This is a genomic window from Micromonospora sp. NPDC049662 (assembly GCF_040675055.1).
Taxonomy (GTDB): Bacteria; Actinomycetota; Actinomycetes; order Mycobacteriales; family Micromonosporaceae; genus Micromonospora.
In genome coordinates this window covers 13,006-32,839 of sequence record NZ_JBFAOC010000054.1, presented here as the reverse complement: position 1 = coordinate 32,839, position 19,834 = coordinate 13,006, and the positions used below count along the sequence as shown (strand labels likewise).

Sequence of the window (19,834 nt, the reverse complement as noted above, 5' to 3'; positions counted from 1 at the left end):
CCGTACGACGGGCCACGCGTCGAGGACGTCCTCGACTCAGTGCAGGCCGACGCCGCGCCGCTGGGCGGTACGGATCAGCCGGCTGACCAGCTTGGGGTACTCCAGGCCGGAGGCCGCCCACATCCGGGGGAACATCGACGTCGGGGTGAACCCGGGCATCGTGTTGATCTCGTTGAGGTAGACGTCCAGGTCCGGGGTGACGAAGAAGTCGGCCCGAGCCAGGCCGGCGCAGTCCAGCGCGGTGAACGCGCGGACCGCGTACTCCTGCACCTGGCGGGTCACCTTGTCGGGCAGGCCGGCCGGGATGTCGTACTCGCAGGAGTCGTCGAGGTACTTGGCCTCGAAGTCGTAGAAGTCGTGGTCGGCGACGACACGCACCTCGGCCAACACGGACGCCTCGGGGGTGCCACCGGCCTCGCCCTCCAGCACACCGCACTCGATCTCGCGGCCGACGATCGCGGCCTCGATGATGACCTTGGGGTCGAACTGCCGGGCGGTGGCGACCGCCTCGTCGAGCTGCGCCCAGTCGGTCACCCGGGTGATGCCGAACGAGGAGCCCGCGCGGGACGGCTTCACGAAGACCGGCAGGCCGAGCCGCTTCTTGTCCTGCTCGCTCAGCGTCATCCCGTTGCGCAGCACCGCGTACGCGCCGACCGGGATGCCCTCGATGGCGCAGAGCTTCTTGGTGAACTCCTTGTCCATCGCGGCGGCGGAGGCGAAGACGTTCGCCCCCACGTAGGGGATGCCGGCCATCTCGAGCATGCCCTGGATGGTGCCGTCCTCGCCGTACGTGCCGTGCAGCACGGGGAAGACCACGTCCACGTCGGCCAGCGCCCGGGGCCCTTCGGTCGGGTCGAGCACCATCAGCCCGTTGCCGGTGGGGTCGGCCCGTAGCACGATGTCCGCGCCGGACTCGGCGGTGATCTCCGGGAGCTGGCGGGCGTCGATGGCGAGTTGGGCGGGATCGCCACTGGTCAGCACCCACTGGCCGGCGCGGGTGATGCCGACCGGCACCACCTCGTACTCGTCGGGGTCGAGGGCGCCGAACACGCTGCCGGCGCTGACGCAGGAGATGCCGTGCTCCGGGCTGCGGCCGCCGAAGACGATCGCCACGCGGGTCTTGCCTGGGGTGGTCACTCCGGTCACCTCTTCGTACGCGGCTGCGGCTGGTCGTGCTCGCCGGTGGCGCTCACCCGGTTGACCTTACTGTGCGTGGCGATCAGGCGCGGCGATACCCGGCGAGCCACGACGCGACACGGCATTCGGTCAACAGAGCATATACGGTGTGTGACGGAATGGTGGGGTCGATCAGTCCCGGGAGTGCCGGCGACCGACCGCGATCACCTTGACCCGCTGCCGGCCGGCCCGGACCATGCCCAGCGCCATGAAGGCGCCGGCGATCCGGTCGGCGGCCTCCCTGCTGCTCGCGCCCACGACCTGGCGGCGACGCTCGGGGGCGACCCGCTCGTTGCGGTCGATGCCCTCGACGGGACGCACGTCGGTGAGCACGACCAGGAAGCGGGTCATCCCCGAACCCCGGGGCGCGGGGGCGGAGACTTCGGACCGGTACGCACGTCGTCCCCTTCCGGCGGTCGGGCACGGGCGGCACGCGGCGATCGGGTACGGGGGAGAAACCCGATCGCCGCGCGCCCTATCCCCTCCGGTCGCTCACCACCACCGTCGCCACGACAACCGGCGGTGAGGACGCGATAACAGATTGACACGTCTACAGCCATGAATGCAACTCTCATCGGCCATCTCTCATGTACCCGTTCCCATAAATGTGTGCGACCATCGATGCATGGCCCCCAAGACCGCCCGTGCCCGCCGACTCGGCATCGCCCTACGCCAGTTCCGGGAAGCCGCCGGGCTGACGCTGGAGTCCGCCGCAGACGAGATCAACAGCACCCGCAGCACCCTCTCGCGCTACGAGAACGCCCAGACGCTGATCAGCCCGGCCACCGTGCGCGCCCTGCTCACCTCGTACGGGGTGACGTCCGAGGAGGTGGCCGCCGCGGTGCAACTCGCCAAGGACGCGCGCAAACCGGGCTGGTGGGTGTCGTACTCGTACCTGCTCGACCCGCGCACCATCGACTTCATCGCCCTGGAGGCGGAGGCCACCGCGATCTCCAACTTCGAGCCGTCGGTGGTGCCCGGACTACTGCAGACCGCCGACTACATCCGCGGAGTGATGCGCGGCGGCCCGCACACCCTGGGCGACGAGCTGGTGGAGCAACGGGTCAAGATCCGGCTCGACCGCCAGCAGCGGCTCACCGCCGACACCCCACCCATCCTCGACGCGATCATCGACGAGGGCGCGCTGCTGCGCCCCGTCGGCGACGAGTCGGTGATGGAGGGCCAGCTGCGGCACCTCGTCAAGATGGCCGAGCTGCCGAACATCACCGTCCAGGTGATTCCCCTCTCCGCCGGCTACCACCGGGGCACCCGTGGCTCGCTGCACATCCTGGAGTTCGCCGATCCGGAGGACCCGATCATCGCGTCGGTGGAGACCGTCGCCGGTCAGATGATCCTCGACCGGGCGGGCGAGACGCGTACCTGCACCAAGATCATGGAGCATCTGCGCAGCGTGGCGCTCAGTCCGGCGGACAGCCGGGCGATGCTCCTGTCAGTCCTGAAGGGACGGTAGGAGACCGATGACACCGACGATCTCAGCGGCGTTGGCCACGGCGGCGTGGCGCAAGAGCAGCCGTAGCGGCGACGAGGGAGCCTGCGTGGAGGTGGCCGCGATCCCCCGACTGGTGGCCGTCCGCGACTCCAAGGACCCGGCCGGCCCGGCCCTGCTGTTCCCCCCGGCGGCCTGGGCCACCTTCGCCCAGGCCCCACCGCGCCGCTGACCACTCAGTAGGACCCGCGCCCCGCCGACCGGGCTGGACACAGCCCGGAACGCGGGGCGCGGCCAGGTGGGGGTCAGGCGACCAGCGGGCGGGGCTCCGGCGCGGCACGTACGGCCTCCAGGGCGGCGATCGCCACGCCACGGGCGCCGGCCATGTCGCGGTCCGGCACGAGCGCGAAGGTGGCGACGGCGGCCTGCTCCGCGCGGAGCACGGTGTGCTCGCGGACCGTCGCCAGGAACCAGTCCCGGAATGCCGGCGCGGCCTCCACCACACCGCCACCGACGAAGTACGCGTGCGGGTCGGTGAAGTTGGCCGCCAGGGTGAACAGGCGGCCCAGCGCCATCGCCTGCTGGGTGAAGAGGTCCCGGGCCAGCGCGTCACCCCGCTCGCCGTAGCCCCGCACGAGCTTCGCCGCCCGTGCCACCGGCTCGGCCGCGAGGGGGTGGTCGGGATACCGGGCCAGCCAGTACGGCAGCAGGTTGCGCTCGATGCCGGTCAGCGACGCGATGCTCTCGACATCGCCGGTGAAGCCGCAGGCGCAGGTCGGCTCCGACTGCTCCGCGCCGAGCAGGCCGCCCAGCGGGATGTGCACGTGACCCAACTCGCCGGCCATGCCGGCTGCGCCGGCGATCACCCGGCCGCTCTCGACCACCCCGCCGCCGAGGCCCGTGCCGACGATCGCCGAGACCGACGACCGGGTCATCGCCTCGTCACCGAAGTACACGTGGTGGGCGTAGAGCGCGGCCGCGTTGCCGTCGTTGTGGTAGATCACCGGCAGGCCCAGCCGACGCTCCAACGCGCCTCGGACGTCGAAGCCACGCCAGGCCGGCTGCGAGAAGTTGGTCGAGCCGCGCGACGAGATGACGCCGGTCGCGCTCGCGGGTCCGGGGGTGTCGAGCCCGACCGCCCGGACCAGCTCGCGCGGAACACCGGTCTGCGCCAGCGCCCCGTCCAGCGCCCGCGCCAGCGCCTCGATCGCCGCCTCCGGGCCGGCCTGCACCTCGCTGGGGATCTCCAGCAGGCCGTCGACCAGGAAGCGGCCGTCCACCGTCAGCACGGTGGCGTTGTTGCTGGTGCCGCCGTTGTCCAGGCCGACGACCACCGGCACCCCTGCGCTGCCCACCGCAACCGCCTCCCGCCCTCATGAGTGTGAGCCGAGGCTAGTGCCAACCCCGCTCCCCCGCCACGTCACTCCCCCTCCCGACCCCGGATCCCCGCGATCTTGCACTTTCTGTGGCGACAAAGGGCACGTATAGCCACATCTCGACCACCGGAAGTGCAAGATCGCGGGGAGCAGGCGAGCGGGCACGCGGGCGAGCGGGCACGCGGGCGAGCGGGCACGCGGGCGAGCGGGCACGCGGGCGAGCGGGCACGCGGGCGAGGGGGGTCAGCGGGGGCGGCGGGCTGTTATGGCTGTCGCGTCGCGGTCTTCGTCGTGGTGGACGGCGGGGGTCAGGCCGGCTGCCTGGAGGGCCGCGCACAGCGCGTCCACCTGCGTCTCGCCGGCCTCGACCACCAGGTGACCGCCCGGGGCCAGCCAGGTCGCCGCCTCGACGCCCACCCGGCGCAGCACGGCCAGCCCGTCCGGCCCGCCGTCGAGCGCCACCGGGGCCTCGTGCAGCCGCGCCTCCGGCGGCATCAGGGCCACCGCGTCGGTCGGCACGTACGGCGCGTTGGCGACCACCAGATCGAGTCGCCCCCGCCAGCGCTGGGGCAGCGGGGCGAGCAGGTCACCCTCGTACACCTCGGCGGCCAGCCCGGCGAGGTTGCGCCGGGCGCACGCCACCGCCACCGGGTCGATGTCGGCGGCGGCCAGCCAGCGCGGCGCGAGCCGGTGCGCCAGCGCGACGGCGGCAGCCCCGGAGCCGCAGCAGAGGTCGACCACGGCCGGGGCGGGACCGGTCAGCTCGACCGCCACCTCGACCAGCAGGGCCGTCCGGCCGCGCGGCACGAAGACGCCCGGGTCGACGCCGATCCGGAGGCCGCAGAACTCCGCCCAGCCGAGCACGTACTCCAGCGGCTCACCGGCCACCCGGCGGTCGGTCAGCTCGGCCAGTGCCACCGGATCGTCGGTGGCGGCGAGCAGCAGCTCGGCCTCGTCCTCGGCGTACACACAGCCGGCGGCGCGCAGCCGACCCACCAGGGCCGACCGGTCGATCGGCGGTGACTTCACTCAGGCCCCCGCGCTGGCGTCCAGCGCGGCGGCGATGTCGGCCACCAGATCGGCCGTGTCCTCGGCTCCGCAGGAGAGCCTGACGAAACCGGGCGCGGTGTCGTCGCCCCACTGGGCCCGTCGGTCCGCCGTGGTGTGCAATCCGCCGAAGGAGGTGGCAGCCGCCACCAGCCGGGCGGCCTCGATGAAGCGGGCGACCCGATCGGCGTCGCCCAGGTCGAACGACAGCACCCCGGGCATCCGGCGCATCTGCGTCGAGGCCACCGCATAGGCGGGGTCGGCCGGCAGCCCCGGCCAGCGCAGCCCGGTCACGTCCGGACGGGCCGCCAGCAGGTCGGCGACGGCGGCGGCGTTCGCGCTCTGCCGGGCCAGCCGCAGGTCGAGGGTCGCCAGCGACCGGTGGGCCAGCCAGGCGTCGAACGCGCCCGGCACCGAACCGGTGCTGGTACGCCAGAGCGTCACCGCCTCCACCACCTCGGCGGACCGGCTGGCCAGGTAGCCGAGCAGCAGGTCGGAGTGGCCGGTGAGCGCCTTCGTGCCGGAGGCCACCACCAGGTCGGCTCCGAGGTCCAGTGGACGCTGCCCGAGCGGGGTGGCCGTGGTGTTGTCGACCGCGAGCAGGGCGCCGGCGGCGTGCGCCCGCTCCGCCAGGGCGGCCACGTCGACCACGTCCAGGCCCGGGTTGGCGGGGGTCTCCACCAACACCAGCCGGACGCCCTCGAACGACGGGTACGGGCCGACGGTCGGCACGAAGAGCACCCGTACGCCGATCGTCTCCAGCACGGCGGTGGCGAACGCCCGCACCGGGAAGTACCCGTCGGAGGGCAGCACCACGGTGTCCCCCGGGCGCAGCAGGGTGAACAGCGCACCGGTGATGGCGGCCTGACCGCTGGCGAAGACGCGGCAGTCCCCGCCCTCCAACTCGCCTACGGCGGCTTCCAGCAGCCGCCGGGTCGGGTTGTCCGGGCGGCCGTAGCCGTTCGGCGACGCGTCCGGCCCCTGCCGCGGGTCGAGGTGGTACGGCGCGGCGAACACCGGCCCCGGCAGGAACGGGTCACCCGGTGCCGGCTCCGGCAGGCCGGCGCGGACACAGCGGGTACCGTCTCCCCACTCGCTCATCAGGTCCTCACTCGTACGACTCGGGCTTGGCGGTGCGGCTCATCAGCGCCTGGACGGCGAGGCGCGGGTCCATCCCCTCATGGCAGATCCGTTCGACGTGCTCGGTGATCGGCATCTCGACGCCGTGCGCCCGCGCCAGGTCGCGGATCGCGAGGCAGCTCTTGACGCCCTCGGCGGTCTGTCGCGTGGCCGCCTGGGCCTGTTCCAGGGTCTCGCCCCGACCCAGGTGCTCGCCGAAGGTGCGGTTCCGGGCCAGCGGCGACGAGCAGGAGGCGACGAGGTCGCCCATGCCCGCCAGGCCGGCGAAGGTGATCGGGTCCGCGCCGAGCGCCACGCCCAGGCGGGCCGTCTCGGCCAGCCCCCGGGTCATCAGCATGGCCCGGGTGTTGTCGCCGAAGCCCATCGCCGTGGCGATGCCGTAGGACAGCGCGATCACGTTCTTGACCGCGCCGCCCAGCTCGCAGCCGATCACGTCGTCGTTGGTGTACGGGCGCAGGTACGGCGTCCGGATCGACGACTGCACGAGCGTGGCCCGGTCGGCGTTCGTGCCGGCCACCACCGTCGCGGCCGGCTGCTCGGCGGCGATCTCCGGGGCCAGGTTCGGGCCGGAGACGACCACCACCCGGTCCGCGGCCACCCCGGCGGTCTCCACGATGACCTCACTCATCCGCCTGGTGGTGCCGAGTTCGATGCCCTTCATCAGCGACACGAGCGTCGAGTCCGGGTGCAGGTGCCGGGCCCACTCGGCGAGGTTGCCGCGCAGGGTCTGCGACGGCACGGAGAGCACCACCACCTCGGCGCCGGTGATCGCCTCGGCGGCGTCGGTGGTGGCGGTGACCCGGGCCGGCAGCAGCAGGTCCGGCAGGTACTCGGGGTTGCGACGCTCGGTACGGATGCTCTCGGCAACGGGGGCCCGGCGGGCCCACACCGTCACGTCCCGGCCCGCGTCGGCCAGGATCTTGGCGAAGGCGGTGCCCCAGGAGCCGGCACCGAGCACCGCGACGTGGCCGCTCATGCCGCTTCGCCCTCAGGCCGCTCGACGGACCGTCGGACCGGCCGTTCCCACAGGGGTGGCGGGGTCCCGCCCCGGATCTCGGCGAGCATGTCCCGCAGCCGCAGCATGATGGCGTCCGTCATCTCTTCGAGGGTTTCCCGGGTCGGCGGCGCGTCCGCCCAGCGGCTGAGGTCGACCGGGGCGCCGGCGACCACGGTCACCGGGATCCGGGGGCGCGGGTTGAGCCGGCTGGTACGCGGGTCGAAGATCCGCTCCGGCCCCCACATCACCACCGGCACCACGGGCGCGCCGGTGGCCAGCGCCAGCCGGGCGGCACCGGTCTTGGCCTTCATCGGCCACAGCTCCGGCTGCCGGGTGGTGGTGCCCTCCGGGTAGATCACGACCGCACCGCCCTCGTCGAGCGCGGCGACCAGCGCGTCCAGCGAGCGGACCGCCTCGACGCTGCCCCGCTCGACCGGGATCTGCCGGCAGCGGTGCAGGATCCAGCCGACCACCGGCACCCGGAACACGCTGGCCTTGCCCAGGAACTGCGGCCACCGGCCGGAGTCGTAGACGAAGTGCGCGGAGACCAGCGGGTCGGCGTGCGAGATGTGGTTCGGCACGATGATCACACCGCCGTCACCGGCGAGGTGTTCCTGGCCGCGCCAGGTCCGCCGGGTCCAGACGGTCATCACCGGCTTGACCAGCCCCACGGCGAACCGTTGCCAGAACCCCAGCCTCCGCCGTGCCACTGTGCCTCCTCGTCGCGCCCCGACCACACGCGCGCGCCCCACCCGCGACACCCGCAGCGGAAATCATGCCTGCTCGCCCCCGGTACGGCCAGCGAGGGTCCCGTCGTCCGGCTGGCAGGATTGCGGACGTGAGTCAGCCGAGGTGGGCCGTCGTGGTGCCGGTGAAGCGTCTGACCGAAGCCAAGAGCCGGCTGCGGGGCGCGCTGCCCGGCGTACCCCATGAGGAGCTGGCGCTGGCGCTGGCGGCCGACACCCTGCGCGCGGTGCTGGCCTGCCCGGCGGTCGCCGAGGCCCTGGTGGTGACCGACGACCACCGGGTGGCGCGGGCGGCGCGGGCCCTCGGCGCGCGCACCCTCGCCGACCTGCCGGACGCCGGCCTGAACGCGGCGTTCCGGCACGGCGCGGCACAGACCGAGGCGCGGTGGGTGACCGGACTCACCGCCGACCTGCCGGCGCTGCGCCCGCAGGACCTGGCCGCCGCGTTGCTCGCGGCGCTGCGCGGGGCCGAGGGGGTACGCCGGTTCGTCGCGGACGCGCCCGGTACGGGGACCGTGCTGCTCACCGCCCCGCCGGGCGTCGACCTCGATCCGCGGTTCGGGATCGACTCGGCGGCGGCGCACGAGGCGAGCGGAGCGCTGCCGCTGACCGGCGACTGGCCGAGTCTGCGACGTGACGTGGACACCGCGGACGACCTGGCCGAGGCCGCCCGCCTGGGTCTGGGACCGCGCACGGCCGCGCTGCTCGCCACGGTCCGCCCGGCGCGCGCCACGAGCTGAGGGTGCCGGCCGCGCAGCACCGGGGTGACCCCGCCGGTGTACGGTGCCAGCATGCAGGGCACGGTGGCCAGCTACGACGCGGCGACGCGCAGCGGCGTCCTGCTGCTCGACGACGGCACCGAGCTGCGCTTTCCCGCCCGGGCGTTCGACGCCTCCGGCCTGCGGCTGCTCCGGCTCGGCCAGCGGGTCCGCATCGACACCGATCCCGACGGCGAGGTCGTCCGGGTGACATTGCCGACGATGAACTGAGCTGGCAGGGCCAAGTTCATTTTGCGTTAACTCGAATCGGGTGATTATGAGCGGGTGAGCACCCCTCGCGAGCACCCGGTCACCCCGCCCGCCACCGACCCCCGCAACGGCGCCCGCATCCGCGGCACCGACGGCCGTTTCCGCCCGTCCCGGGCCGAACGGGCCGGCGCCGCCCGCGCCGACACGCTCGCCGACGACCCGGGGGGCGCCTCCTCCGGGCTGGACGAGGTCCTCGACCCCGCCGTCACGACCACCGAGACGGACGGCCCGGCGGCCGGTGGGGTCCAGCCGGGGTCGCCATCCGCCGGGGACGACGAGCAGGCACCGACCCCTCCCCCGCTGCCGGAGGACCGCTTCCTCAACCGCGAGCTGTCCTGGCTCGACTTCAACGCGCGGGTGCTCGCCCTCGCCGAGGACCAGCGCACTCCCCTGCTGGAGCGGGCCAAGTTCCTGGCGATCTTCGCGAGCAACCTGGACGAGTTCTACATGGTGCGGATCGCCGGTCTGAAGCGGCGGCTCTCCGCTGGCCTGCCGGTACGCGGCGGCGACCGCCTCCCGCTGCGCACGCAGCTCGAACTGATCGCCGAACGGACCGCCGAGCTGGGCGCCCGGCACGCGGCCTGCTTCGTCGACGACGTGCTGCCCAAGCTGGCCGACGAGGGCATCCGCATCCTGCGCTGGGGCGATCTGGGCGACGGCGAACGGGAGCGGCTGCGCACCTACTTCCGGGAGCACATCTTTCCGGTGCTGACCCCGCTCGCGGTGGACCCGGCGCACCCGTTCCCGTACATCTCGGGACGGTCGCTGAACCTGGCGGTGGCCGTCCGCGACCCGGACGGCGGCTCCGAGCTGTTCGCGCGGGTGAAGGTGCCCAACAACGTCCCGCGGTTCGTACGCGTCGACCGGGACCAGCCGGGCGTACGGATGCTGCCGGTCGAGGACCTCATTTCGGTGCACCTGGGTCAGCTCTTCAGCGGCATGCAGGTGGTCGAGTGTCACCTGTTCCGGGTGACCCGTAACGCCGAGGTGGAGGTCGACGAGGACCGCGACGAGGACCTGCTCCAGGCGCTGGAACGGGAGTTGGCCCGCCGCCGGTTTGGTCCGCCGGTGCGGCTGGAGGTCGCCGCGTCCATCTCCGACCACATGCTGGAACTGCTCGTCCGCGAGTTGGACATGGACGACCAGGACGTACTTCGGGTGCCCGGCCTGCTGGACCTGTCCGCGCTCTGGCAGGTGTACGGCGAGGCCGATCGCCCGGACCTGAAGGACCCGCCGTTCGTACCGGCCACGCACCCCCGGCTCACCGAGGGCGAGGTGCCGCGCAGCGTCTTCTCCACCCTGCGCGACGGGGACATCCTGGTGCACCACCCCTACCACTCGTTCGCGACGAGCGTGCAGCGATTCATCGAGCAGGCCGCCGCCGACCCGAACGTGCTCGCCATCAAGCAGACGCTCTACCGGACCAGCGGTGACTCGCCGATCGTGGACGCGCTCGTGGACGCGGCCGCCGCCGGCAAGCAGGTGGTGGTGCTGGTCGAGGTGAAGGCCCGCTTCGACGAGGTGGCCAACATCGGCTGGGCCCGGACCCTGGAACGCGCCGGCTGTCACGTGGTGTACGGGCTGGTGGGGCTCAAGACGCACTGCAAGACCGCGTTGGTGGTCCGGCAGGAGGGCAACCAGATCCGCCGGTACTGCCACATCGGCACCGGCAACTACCACCCGAAGACCGCGCGGCTGTACGAGGACTTCGGCATGCTCACCGCCGATCCGGAGATCGGAGCGGACCTCACCGACCTGTTCAACGTGCTGACCGGCTACAGCCGGCAGACCGCGTACCGGCGGCTGCTGGTCGCCCCCCAGGGCATCCGCAGCGGACTGATCGAACGGATCGAGCGGGAGATCGCGCACGTCCGCCTCGGCATGCCCGGCCTGGTCCAGTTCAAGGTCAACTCACTGGTCGACGAGGGCGTGACCGACGCGCTGTACCGGGCCTCCCAGGCCGGCGTCCACGTCGACCTGCTCATCCGGGGTATGTGCACGCTGCGTCCGGGGGTGCCGGGGCTGTCGGAGAACATCCGGGTCCGCTCGATCCTGGGCCGGTTCCTGGAGCACTCCCGCATCTTCCGCTTCGGCAACAACGGCGAGGCCGAGTTCTGGATGGGCTCGGCGGACCTGATGCACCGCAACCTGGACCGGCGGGTGGAGGCGCTGGTGCAGGTGAGCGACCCGATCGCCCGAGCCGAGTTGGACCACGTGCTGACCGCCGCGATGAGCCCGGACGTCGACGCGTTCGAGCTGGCCGGCGACGGCACCTGGACCCGGCGCGCCGGCGGCGACGAGACGTCCCGCGTCCATCTCCAGGAACTGTTGCTGCGCCGCGTCGGTGGCACGGCCGGCTGAGCGATCACCGCCTAGGCTGAGCTGATGGTCGAGGAGGAGCAGAAGTACGAGGTGGACGACACCTTCGTGATACCCGACCTGTCCGCCATCGCACCGGTCGGCGGCCGGGTCCGGGCGCTGCCGCCGGTGACGCTCGTCGCCCGCTACCTCGACACGGTCGACCTGCGGCTGGCCCGCGCCGGGGCGTCCCTTCGCCACCGTGACGGGGACGAGCCGCCGTGGACGGTGAAGCTGCCCACCGGCACGCCCGGCGTCCGGCACGAGATCTCCCGTCCCGGGCCGGCCGGGCAGCCGCCGCCGGAGCTGGTCGAGCTGGTCACCGCCCTGCACCGGGGTACGCCCCTGGCACCGGTCACGGTGGTGCGTACCGTCCGGCACGCCCACGAGGTGCGCGCCGAGGACGGCACGGTGCTCGCCGAGGTGGTGGACGACCGGGTGCGCGTCCTCGACGACGCCGGCGCCACCACGGGTGAGTTCCGCGAGGTGGAGGTCGAGCGCAAGGCCGGCGACCGCAAGCTGCTGGGCCGCATCGGGGCGGTGCTGCGCGACGCCGGGGCGCGAGCCGGCTCGTTCACCCCGAAGCACGTACGGGCGCTGGGGGCCGTGGCACAGGCCGAACCGGACCTGGTCGCACCCGGCGAGCTGGCCGACGACCCGAGCGCCGGGGAGGTGGTCACCGAGGCGGTCCGCAAGGAGGTACGCCGGCTGCTGGCGCACGATCCCCTCGTCCGGCTGCACCACTCCACCGGCGACGGCGACAGCGCCGTCCACCAGATGCGGGTGGCCTGCCGACGGCTGCGCAGCGACCTGCGGACCTTCCGTCCACTCGTACGTCGGAGCTGGGCCCGTCCACTGCGCGACGAACTGCGCTGGCTGGCCGGGGTGCTCGGCGGGGCGCGCGACGCCGAGGTGCTGCGCGAGCGGCTGCGGCGCACCTCGACCGCCGACCCGCTCAGCCCACTCGACGCGGACGCGGTCGACCGGCTCGACGACGCGCTCGCGCAACGGCAGCGGCAGGCGCTCGCCGCCATCGACGAGGCGCTGCGCTCCCCGCGCTACCTGGCCCTGTTGGACGCCCTCGTGCTGGCCGCCCGCGCGCCCCGGCTCACCCGGCGGGCGGCCACCCCGGCGGCCCGGACGCTACCGAAGCTGGTGGCCCGACCATGGCGGCAGCTCACCGGCCCGGACGGCGTCGACGGGCTCGACCCGCTCGCGCCCGACGACCGCTGGCACGCCGTCCGCAAGCAGGGCAAACAGGCCCGGTACGCGGTCACCGCCGTCCTCCCGGCGGTCGGCCGGGACGCACGGCGGCTGGCCCGCGCGCTGGCTCGCGTCCAGGACGTGCTCGGTGAGCACCAGGACGCCGCGGTGGCCGCCGAGACCTGGCTCGCCCTCGCCGCCCAGCGTCCCGGCGACCACGAGATCGCGGTCACCGCCGGGCGGCTGGCCGAGCGGGAACGCGACACGGTCCGTCGGATGCGGGCCCGGTTCCCCGACGCGTGGCACCGGGCGACCCGGCGACGGCGGACCAGATGGCTGCCGTGACGGGCATCCGGGCCGCCGGCGGGGTCTGCTGGCGACCGACCGACGACGGCGTACGGGTCTGCGTGGTGCACCGCCCGCGCTACGGGGACTGGACGCTGCCCAAGGGCAAGCTGGAACCGGGCGAACACCCGCTCGTCGCGGCGGTCCGCGAGGTGGCCGAGGAGGCCGACGTGCGGGGCGTACCGCAGGTGCGACTGCCGTCGGTGCGCTACCGCAGCGAAGGACAGGCCAAACTGGTCGACTACTGGTCGATGCTCGCCGTCGCCGAGGGGGGTTTCCAGCCGGGCACCGAGGTCGACGACATCCGGTGGTTGACCGTCGACGACGCGATCCGGCTGGTCAGCTACCCGCACGACGCCGAGGTGCTGGCCGCGTTCGCGGAGCTGCCGTCGGTGACCGCGACGATCGCGCTGGTCCGGCACGGGCACGCGGGCAAGCGGGCCACGTGGACCGGCCCGGACACCGCCCGGCCGCTCGACGACGAGGGGTGGGCCCAGGCGTACGCGCTGGCGCCGCTGATCGCCGTGGTCCGGCCGGCCCGGCTGCTGTCGGCGTCGGCACGCCGCTGCGTGCAGACCCTGGACCCGGCCGCCGCGCTGCTCGACCTGCCCATCGAGGTCTGCGGCGACCTGGACGAGCCGCATCCCGGCCAGCAGCAGGACGAGCGGGTGCTGGCGACCGCCGCACGGGTGCTGGAGTTGGCCTGCGCCGGCGGGCAGGTGACGGTGTGCAGCCAGGGCAAGGTGCTGCCCGGCGCGTTGGAACGGCTGACCGGCCGCGCCGACGAGGACTTCACCACCCCGAAGGGCGGCGGTTGGCTGCTCGCCTTCGCCGGCGACCGACTGCTCGCCACCGATCGCCTCTGACGCCTGGGCGCTGATCCGCACCGATTTGTCGACGCACCGGGTCAGCGCGGCTTCGCCGGCCCGGCGCACCGGGTCAGCGCGGCATCGCCGGCCCGGCGCACCGGCTCAGCGCGGCGGCAGCGTGACGGTCACCGCCACCGGCAGGTGGTCGCTGGCCTCGCCACGCGGCGCGACCGGGTCCGCCGCCGTCAAACCGGGTGAGACGAAGACGTGGTCGATCTGCTGCCGGGGGTCGTCGGCCGGGCTGGTCGCCAGCGGCCGGGCGGCCGCCAACGCGTCCACCAGACCCGCCCCCGTGAACTGGCCGAACGCCTCGTCACCCGGCTCGGTGTTCAGGTCGCCGGCCACGACGAGCGGGCGGCCCGCCGCGTACCGGATGGCGAAGTCGGCGACCGCACGGGCCTGGACCACCGGTCCCCGGCCGGGCGGCGGCTGGAGGTGGGTGCTCACCACGGCGGTACGCACCTCGTCGCCGAGGTCGAGGGTCACGGCGAGCGCCTGCGCGCCGGTCGGCGCCCCGACAGCCGACAACGGCAGGGACTCCGGCGCGGTGACCGGCCAGCGGCTGAGCACCGCGTCACCCCACACCGGGTCGGCGGCCGGCCCGAAGACGTACGGCATGCCGAGCCGGTCGGACAGCAGGTCCAGCGTGTCGTGGCCGCCGTTGAGCAGCCAGCCCCGGTCCACCTCGCTGAGCAGCACGACGTCCGGTCGCTGCCGGTCGATCGCGGTGGCCAGTCCGGCCAGGTCGAACCGGCCGTCCAGGCCGAAGCCCATCCGGATGTTGTACGCCACCACCCGCAACCGCTCCGGCGGGCCCTCCCGGTTGCTGGCAACCGGAAGCTCCTCGTTGACCAGCGGCGCGAGCAGGGCCAGCACGGTCACCACGGCCGTGGTCGGCAGGGGCGACAACGGTCCGGGGAGCCGGCGGCGGAGGGGACGGGCCGTCACCGCCACCACGGCGACCACCGCGGCCACCACCACCGGCACGGCGGCGTTGGGGTAGCCGAGGTCGTAGGCGGAGTAGTAGCCGATCGAACCGACCACGAAGACGAGCATGCCGGCGGCCAGCGCGTACCCCCGGCGGGCCGCCGCCCGCGGTCCATCGCCCGCCTCGTCCGCCCGTACCCGGTCGGGGCCGGCGTTGTCGGCCCGGCCCGCGCTGTCGGCCCGGCCCGCGTTGTCGTTCCGGCCCGCGCTGTCGGTCCGGCCCGCGCTGTCGATCCGGCCCGCGCTGTCGATCCGGCCCGCGCTGTCGATCCGGCCCGCGCTGTCGGTGAGGGCCAGGCAGGCGCCGAGGCCGACGGCGCTGAGCAGCATGGCCGCGACCAGCAGATCGCCACGGTCGAGAGCGAACAGCACCGCGCCCGCCAGCAGGGCCACCGGACCCAGCGGGCGGGTCCACGGCCGGGTCGAGCCGGCCAGCGCGGCCAGCAGGAAACCGGCGACCGCGACCGGCACCGGCGCCAGGCCGAACAGCGGCGAACGGGCGACGGCCCCATCCGCTTGCAGGTACGACATCCCGGCCTGTGCCAGGGCCGGCGCGAGGGCCACCATGCCGGACAGCAGCAGCGTCGGCCCGAACAGCAGCCACGCTCGGGCCCCGCCGGGGCCGGGCGGCGCGGCGGGCAGGGCGGCGTCGAGCAGGAACAGCGCCACCGCGACGACGCTGAGCAGCCAGGCCGCCCAGCCGCCGCGCCAGACGAGGTCGTAGGTGTCCAGCAGCGCGTGACCAACGGCGTTGACCGCCAGCCCGAGCGCCAGCCCCGGCACCGGGCGGTCGGTGCCGGCGGCGACGCCGACCAGCCACACCAGCCCGGCCATCAGGCCCACGGTGGCCAACCAGAGCTGCGGGCGGCCACCAGGGGTCGCGGTGAGCGCGAGCCGGGCCACGGCCAGCACGACGGCCGCGGCGACGGTCACCGGGCGGGTACCGAGCCGACGGACCAGTGCCGGCGCGGCCAACGCCAGGACGAACCAGCCGAGCGCGAACGCGCCCATCAGCTCGGCCGGAGTGGAAGCGGCCTGCCCGAAGATGGTGATGATGCCGGGTAACCAGACGCGCAGCACGTCGATGAGCAGGATGACGCCCAGCGCGAGCGATGAGGTGGTGAGCTGGCGGTAGCGCACCGGCGCCCCACTTCCCGTCGACGGACCGGCTCGAAAGGGGGGAGCCGGCACGGCGATTCTGCGCGTACCGCCGGGTCGGGTCAACGGTTCCGACACGCACGAGGGGCGTCCACCACGCGGTGGACGCCCCTCGCAGCTCGGTCGGTCAGCGCTTGCTGGCCGCCTTCTTGGCCGGAGCCTTCTTCGCCGGAGCCTTCTTGGCCGCCGTGCTCTTGCTCGCCGCCGCGGTGGTCTTCTTCGCCGTGGCGGACTTGGTCGCCGCGGCGCTCTTCTTCGCCGGGGCGGTCTTCTTGCTGGCGACCGTCTTGGTCGCGGTGGTCTTGCTCGCCTTGGCCGGGGCGGTCTTCTTGCTGGCCGCCTTCGTGGCCGTGGTGGTCTTGCTCGCCTTGGCCGGGGCCGTCTTCTTGCTGGCGGCCTTCGTGGCGGTGGCCTTCGTGGCGGTGGCCTTGGTGCCCGTCGCCTTGGCGCCGGCCGCCTTCGCCGTGGTGGTCGCCGTCTTCTTCGCCGCCACCGTGGCCTTCGGCACCTTGCCGCTGGCCACCATCTCCTTGAACCCGGCGCCGGGACGGAAGGTCGGGACGGACGTCTTCTTGACCTTCACCGCCTCGCCGGTACGCGGGTTGCGCGCTGTTCGTGCGCCACGGACACGCTTTTCGAATGCTCCGAATCCGGTGATCGCCACCTTCTCGCCCTTGGTGACCGCCGCCTGGACCTCAGTGAGGACCGCGTCGAGCGCGGCCGTCGCCGTTTTCCGGTCCCCCAGGCGAACGGCGAGCGCCTCGATGAGCTCGGCCTTGTTCACGACTTCCTCCCGATTGTGCAACTGACTCGACGCGAGCCATTCTGCGCGCACCGTATGCCCTGTAGTGCCTGGACACAAACATTCGGCGGAAAAAAGCCCTTGTGTCGTAACGGATTCGCCCCCACCGGTTGGACCGGTGAGGGCGAAATCCGATGTGGGGTGCGCCTACGGCTATGCCACGGAGGGCAGGAACGGCGGTCGGCTGGCCTCGTAGGAGTCGATGTCGGCGGCGTGTCGGAGGGTGAGTCCAATGTCGTCCAGGCCCTCGATCAGCCGCCAGCGGCTGAAGTCGTCCAGCGGGAACGACCAGGTCGCGTCCCCGGCCCGGAGCTGTCGGGCGGTCAGGTCGACGGTCACCGGCGTGGTCGGATCGGCCTCGACGAGATCCCACAACTCCTCGACGGCTTTCAATTCCAACTCGACCGGCAGCAGGCCCTCCTTGAGTGCGTTGCCGCGGAAGATGTCACCGAAGCGCGGCGACACGACCGCCCGGAAGCCCCAGTCCCGCAGCGCCCAGACCGCGTGCTCACGCGAGGATCCGGTGCCGAACTCCGGTCCGGCGACGAGGATCGACGCCCCAGAATAGGTTTCATCGTTGAGCACGAATGCCGGGTCTTCCCGCCAGGCGTTGAACAGCCCGTCGGCGAAGCCGGTACGGGTCACCCTCTTGAGGTACACGGCCGGGATGATCTGATCCGTGTCCACGTTGGACCGCCGCAGTGGCACGGCCGTACCGGTGTGGGTGGTGAACTTGTCCATCTCGTCGGTCCCTTCTACAGGTCGGCGGGGGCGGCCAGCCGGCCGACCACGGCGGTGGCGGCGGCGACCGGCGGGGACACCAGATGGGTACGTCCGCCCCGGCCCTGCCGGCCCTCGAAGTTGCGGTTGGAGGTGGAGGCGGAGCGCTCGCCCGGCTTGAGCGTGTCCGGGTTCATGCCCAGGCACATGGAACAGCCGGCGAACCGCCATTCGGCGCCCGCGTCGGCGAAGACCTTGTCCAGCCCCTCGGCCTCGGCAGCCTCGCGTACGGAGGCGGAGCCGGGCACCACGAGCATCCGTACCCCGTCGGCGACCCGGTGCCCGCGCAGCACGTCGGCGGCGGCCCGCAGGTCCTCCAGGCGGCCGTTGGTGCAGGAGCCCACGAAGACCACGTCGATGGGCAGTTCCCGCAGCGGGGTGCCGGGGCGCAGATCCATGTACTCCAGGGCCCGGCGTGCGGCGGCGCGCTCCGCGTCGGTGGTGAACTCCTCCGGGTCGGGCACCGGCGCGCTCAACGGTGCGCCCTGGCCGGGGTTGGTGCCCCAGGTGACGAACGGCGTGATCCGGCTGGCGTCCAGCGTCACCTCGGCGTCGAAGCGCGCGCCCTCGTCGGTGGGCAGCGTCCGCCACCAGGCGAGCGCCGCGTCCCAGTCGGCGCCCTGGGGCGCGTTCGGCCGACCCTTGAGGTACGCGAAGGTCGTCTCGTCCGGCGCGATCATGCCGGCCTTGGCGCCCCACTCGATGGACATGTTGGCGATGGTCATCCGCCCCTCCATGGAGAGGTTGCGGATCGCCTCGCCGCGGTACTCCACGATGTGCCCACGGCCACCGCCGGTGCCGACCTGGGTGATCAGCGCGAGCACCAGGTCCTTGGCGGTGACGCCCGGCGCGAGCTGGCCGGTGACGTTCACGGCCATCGTCTTCGGCCGGCTCTGCGGCAGCGTCTGGGTGGCCAGCACGTGCTCTACCTCGCTGGTGCCGATGCCGAAGGCGAGCGCCCCGAACGCGCCGTGGGTGGCGGTGTGCGAGTCGCCGCAGACGATCGTCAGACCCGGCTGGGTGAGCCCGAGCTGCGGGCCGATGACGTGCACGATGCCCTGGTTGTCGTCGCCGAGCGGATGCAGGCGCACCCCGAACTCGGCGCAGTTGCGGCGCAGCGTCTCGATCTGCGTACGCGACGTCGGGTCCGCGATGGTGAGCAGGTCACCACGGCGGAGGCGGAACGCCGGATCGGCGTACCCGGTCGGGGTGTTGTGGTCCTCGGTCGCGAGGGTCAGGTCGGTACGACGCACCCGACGCCCGGCGAGCCGGAGCCCGTCGAACGCCTGCGGGCTGGTCACCTCGTGCAGCAGGTGCAGGTCGATGAAGAGCAGGTCCGGCTCACCAGCGGCGGACCGTACGACGTGCGCGTCCCAGACCTTCTCGGCCAGGGTCCTCGGCTCAGGAGTGACTCCCACCATCTGGACATCCTAAATTCTGGGAGGTAAGTTTCGGCTTGTGGGACACAGTATGAGCGGTGTCGGCGTTCTCGACAAGGCGGTGGTCATCCTGGCCGCCTGTGTCGACGGCGCCAGCCTTGCCGAACTCGTTGAACGCACCAAGCTGCCCCGAGCCACCGCACACCGGCTGGCGCAGGCCCTGGAGATCCACCGGATGCTGGTCCGGGACACCCAGGGCCGTTGGCGCCCCGGGCCTCGGCTCGGCGAGCTGGCCAACGCCGCACCGGACGTCCTGCTGACCGCCGCCGAGCCCCTGCTCGCCGCGCTGCGCGACGCCACCGGTGAGAGCGCCCAGCTCTACCTGCGCCGCGCCGATGAGCGCATCTGCGTGGCCGCCGCGGAGCGCGCCAGCGGCCTGCGGGACACCGTCCCGGTGGGCTCGGTGCTGCCCATGACGGCCGGTTCGGCGGCGCAGATCCTGCTCGCCTGGGAGCCGCCGGAGGCGGTGATGCCGCTGCTGCCACGCAGCAAGTTCACCGGCCGCACCCTGGCCGAGGTACGCCGCCGCGGCTGGGCACAGAGCGTCGCCGAGCGGGAGGCCGGTGTGGCGAGCGTCTCCGCACCGATCCGCGACCGCACCGGCCGCGTGATCGCCTCGATCAGCATCTCCGGCCCGATCGAACGCCTCGGCCGCCGCCCCGGCGAACGCCACGCCATGGCCGTGGTGCGAGCCGGCCAACGCCTCTCCGGCCTCTAACCCAACCCCCGCGCCCGCGCCCCCGTCGCCCGTCGCCCGTCGCCCGTTCATCATGAAGTTGTTGTCCCGACACGCCGCCGCGCGTGGCAATAACTTCATGATCAACGGGCCGGGCCGGGCCGGGCCGGGCCGGAGCCGGGACGGGACGGGACGGAGCCGGGCCGGAGCGCAGCCGGGGGCGGGTGTGAGACCCCCAGACCGAGTCCAGCCAACCCCGC

At 73.3% G+C, this 19,834-nt stretch carries 19 protein-coding genes; 8 read left to right on the top strand and 11 right to left on the bottom strand.

Going from position 1 to position 19,834, the window contains the following annotated elements; all coding sequences use genetic code 11:
• Nucleotides 1-36 precede the first annotated feature (36 nt).
• Together AB0J36_RS27970 and AB0J36_RS27965 are read right to left on the bottom strand one after the other, a co-directional pair.
• Nucleotides 37-1,137: a D-alanine--D-alanine ligase family protein gene (locus AB0J36_RS27970; RefSeq protein WP_357131149.1), complete on the bottom strand. Its 1,101-nt coding sequence runs from the start codon at nucleotides 1,135-1,137 to the stop codon at nucleotides 37-39.
• 171 nt (nucleotides 1,138-1,308) lie between these two features.
• On the bottom strand, nucleotides 1,309-1,527 hold the full coding sequence (locus AB0J36_RS27965; RefSeq protein ID WP_088946586.1) for a hypothetical protein: 219 nt from the start codon (nucleotides 1,525-1,527) through the stop codon (nucleotides 1,309-1,311).
• A gap of 274 nt (nucleotides 1,528-1,801) precedes the next feature.
• Between AB0J36_RS27965 and AB0J36_RS27960 the strand changes: the two genes are divergently transcribed.
• The gene (locus AB0J36_RS27960) at nucleotides 1,802-2,647 is read left to right on the top strand and encodes a helix-turn-helix transcriptional regulator (protein ID WP_357131152.1); all 846 of its coding nucleotides are present in this window, start codon (nucleotides 1,802-1,804) and stop codon (nucleotides 2,645-2,647) included.
• Nucleotides 2,648-2,654: 7 nt separating this feature from the next.
• Nucleotides 2,655-2,855, top strand: a complete 201-nt coding sequence (locus tag AB0J36_RS27955; RefSeq protein WP_357131155.1) for a DUF397 domain-containing protein — start codon at nucleotides 2,655-2,657, stop codon at nucleotides 2,853-2,855.
• A 73-nt stretch (nucleotides 2,856-2,928) separates the two neighbouring features.
• Here AB0J36_RS27955 and AB0J36_RS27950 read toward each other — a convergent pair whose 3' ends face one another.
• The 5 genes from AB0J36_RS27950 to AB0J36_RS27930 form a co-directional block, all read right to left on the bottom strand.
• On the bottom strand, nucleotides 2,929-3,978 hold the full coding sequence (locus tag AB0J36_RS27950; protein WP_357392988.1) for an ROK family protein: 1,050 nt from the start codon (nucleotides 3,976-3,978) through the stop codon (nucleotides 2,929-2,931).
• A 264-nt stretch (nucleotides 3,979-4,242) separates the two neighbouring features.
• Nucleotides 4,243-5,028, bottom strand: a complete 786-nt coding sequence (locus tag AB0J36_RS27945) for a putative protein N(5)-glutamine methyltransferase (protein WP_357392986.1) — start codon at nucleotides 5,026-5,028, stop codon at nucleotides 4,243-4,245.
• Nucleotides 5,029-6,147 carry a cystathionine gamma-lyase gene (locus AB0J36_RS27940; protein ID WP_363661329.1) on the bottom strand — a complete coding sequence of 373 codons (1,119 nt, stop codon included), beginning with the start codon at nucleotides 6,145-6,147 and terminating at the stop codon, nucleotides 5,029-5,031. It lies immediately after the preceding gene.
• A 7-nt stretch (nucleotides 6,148-6,154) separates the two neighbouring features.
• Nucleotides 6,155-7,162: an NAD(P)H-dependent glycerol-3-phosphate dehydrogenase gene (locus tag AB0J36_RS27935; protein ID WP_357131168.1), complete on the bottom strand. Its 1,008-nt coding sequence runs from the start codon at nucleotides 7,160-7,162 to the stop codon at nucleotides 6,155-6,157.
• The gene (locus AB0J36_RS27930) at nucleotides 7,159-7,893 is read right to left on the bottom strand and encodes a lysophospholipid acyltransferase family protein (RefSeq protein WP_357131171.1); all 735 of its coding nucleotides are present in this window, start codon (nucleotides 7,891-7,893) and stop codon (nucleotides 7,159-7,161) included. The genes AB0J36_RS27935 and AB0J36_RS27930 overlap by 4 nt, the downstream gene beginning before the upstream one ends.
• Before the next feature lie 128 nt (nucleotides 7,894-8,021).
• On the opposite strand from AB0J36_RS27930, the gene cofC reads away from it, so the two are divergent.
• From cofC to AB0J36_RS27905, 5 genes are read left to right on the top strand one after another with little or no spacing between them, the layout of a single operon-like run.
• Nucleotides 8,022-8,669: a 2-phospho-L-lactate guanylyltransferase gene (gene cofC / locus AB0J36_RS27925; protein ID WP_357131174.1), complete on the top strand. Its 648-nt coding sequence runs from the start codon at nucleotides 8,022-8,024 to the stop codon at nucleotides 8,667-8,669.
• A gap of 51 nt (nucleotides 8,670-8,720) precedes the next feature.
• The gene (locus AB0J36_RS27920; protein ID WP_007456426.1) at nucleotides 8,721-8,918 is read left to right on the top strand and encodes a hypothetical protein; all 198 of its coding nucleotides are present in this window, start codon (nucleotides 8,721-8,723) and stop codon (nucleotides 8,916-8,918) included.
• Nucleotides 8,919-8,972: 54 nt separating this feature from the next.
• Nucleotides 8,973-11,318 (top strand): RNA degradosome polyphosphate kinase, encoded by a 2,346-nt coding sequence (locus tag AB0J36_RS27915; RefSeq protein WP_357131178.1) that lies wholly within the window; start codon nucleotides 8,973-8,975, stop codon nucleotides 11,316-11,318.
• Between the two features lie 24 nt (nucleotides 11,319-11,342).
• A complete protein-coding gene (locus tag AB0J36_RS27910) occupies nucleotides 11,343-12,863 on the top strand; it encodes a CYTH and CHAD domain-containing protein (protein WP_357131181.1) in 1,521 nt (506 codons plus the stop codon).
• Nucleotides 12,851-13,729, top strand: coding sequence for an NUDIX hydrolase (locus tag AB0J36_RS27905; RefSeq protein ID WP_363661328.1), 879 nt, complete (start codon nucleotides 12,851-12,853; stop codon nucleotides 13,727-13,729). Before AB0J36_RS27910 ends, AB0J36_RS27905 begins: the two co-directional genes overlap by 13 nt.
• 105 nt (nucleotides 13,730-13,834) lie before the next feature.
• On the opposite strand, the gene AB0J36_RS27900 is transcribed toward AB0J36_RS27905, so the two are convergent.
• The 4 genes from AB0J36_RS27900 to leuC all read right to left on the bottom strand — a co-directional run bounded on the left by AB0J36_RS27900 (nucleotide 13,835) and on the right by leuC (nucleotide 18,880).
• Nucleotides 13,835-15,859, bottom strand: coding sequence for an endonuclease/exonuclease/phosphatase family protein (locus AB0J36_RS27900; protein WP_363661327.1), 2,025 nt, complete (start codon nucleotides 15,857-15,859; stop codon nucleotides 13,835-13,837).
• 145 nt (nucleotides 15,860-16,004) lie between these two features.
• A complete protein-coding gene (locus AB0J36_RS27895; RefSeq protein ID WP_357392978.1) occupies nucleotides 16,005-16,661 on the bottom strand; it encodes an HU family DNA-binding protein in 657 nt (218 codons plus the stop codon).
• 171 nt (nucleotides 16,662-16,832) lie between these two features.
• Complete coding sequence (gene leuD, locus AB0J36_RS27890; RefSeq protein WP_357392976.1) at nucleotides 16,833-17,420, bottom strand: 3-isopropylmalate dehydratase small subunit; 588 nt, start codon at nucleotides 17,418-17,420, stop codon at nucleotides 16,833-16,835.
• A 14-nt stretch (nucleotides 17,421-17,434) separates the two neighbouring features.
• Nucleotides 17,435-18,880 carry a 3-isopropylmalate dehydratase large subunit gene (gene leuC, locus AB0J36_RS27885; RefSeq protein WP_357131196.1) on the bottom strand — a complete coding sequence of 482 codons (1,446 nt, stop codon included), beginning with the start codon at nucleotides 18,878-18,880 and terminating at the stop codon, nucleotides 17,435-17,437.
• A 49-nt stretch (nucleotides 18,881-18,929) separates the two neighbouring features.
• Between leuC and AB0J36_RS27880 the strand changes: the two genes are divergently transcribed.
• On the top strand, nucleotides 18,930-19,616 hold the full coding sequence (locus AB0J36_RS27880; protein WP_091671614.1) for an IclR family transcriptional regulator: 687 nt from the start codon (nucleotides 18,930-18,932) through the stop codon (nucleotides 19,614-19,616).
• Nucleotides 19,617-19,834 lie beyond the last annotated feature (218 nt).

Excerpts from the sequence above, each read along its gene's own strand:
- AB0J36_RS27965 (WP_088946586.1), bottom strand. The coding sequence starts at position 1,527 with ATGACCCGCTTCCTGGTCGTGCTCACCGACGTGCGTCCCGTCGAGGGC.
- AB0J36_RS27960 (WP_357131152.1), top strand. The coding sequence starts at position 1,802 with ATGGCCCCCAAGACCGCCCGTGCCCGCCGACTCGGCATCGCCCTACGC.
- AB0J36_RS27955 (WP_357131155.1), top strand. The coding sequence starts at position 2,655 with ATGACACCGACGATCTCAGCGGCGTTGGCCACGGCGGCGTGGCGCAAG.
- AB0J36_RS27940 (WP_363661329.1), bottom strand. The coding sequence starts at position 6,147 with ATGAGCGAGTGGGGAGACGGTACCCGCTGTGTCCGCGCCGGCCTGCCG.
- AB0J36_RS27935 (WP_357131168.1), bottom strand. The coding sequence starts at position 7,162 with ATGAGCGGCCACGTCGCGGTGCTCGGTGCCGGCTCCTGGGGCACCGCC.
- AB0J36_RS27920 (WP_007456426.1), top strand. The coding sequence starts at position 8,721 with ATGCAGGGCACGGTGGCCAGCTACGACGCGGCGACGCGCAGCGGCGTC.
- AB0J36_RS27910 (WP_357131181.1), top strand. The coding sequence starts at position 11,343 with ATGGTCGAGGAGGAGCAGAAGTACGAGGTGGACGACACCTTCGTGATA.
- AB0J36_RS27905 (WP_363661328.1), top strand. The coding sequence starts at position 12,851 with ATGGCTGCCGTGACGGGCATCCGGGCCGCCGGCGGGGTCTGCTGGCGA.
- leuD (WP_357392976.1), bottom strand. The coding sequence starts at position 17,420 with ATGGACAAGTTCACCACCCACACCGGTACGGCCGTGCCACTGCGGCGG.
- leuC (WP_357131196.1), bottom strand. The coding sequence starts at position 18,880 with ATGGTGGGAGTCACTCCTGAGCCGAGGACCCTGGCCGAGAAGGTCTGG.
- AB0J36_RS27880 (WP_091671614.1), top strand. The coding sequence starts at position 18,930 with ATGAGCGGTGTCGGCGTTCTCGACAAGGCGGTGGTCATCCTGGCCGCC.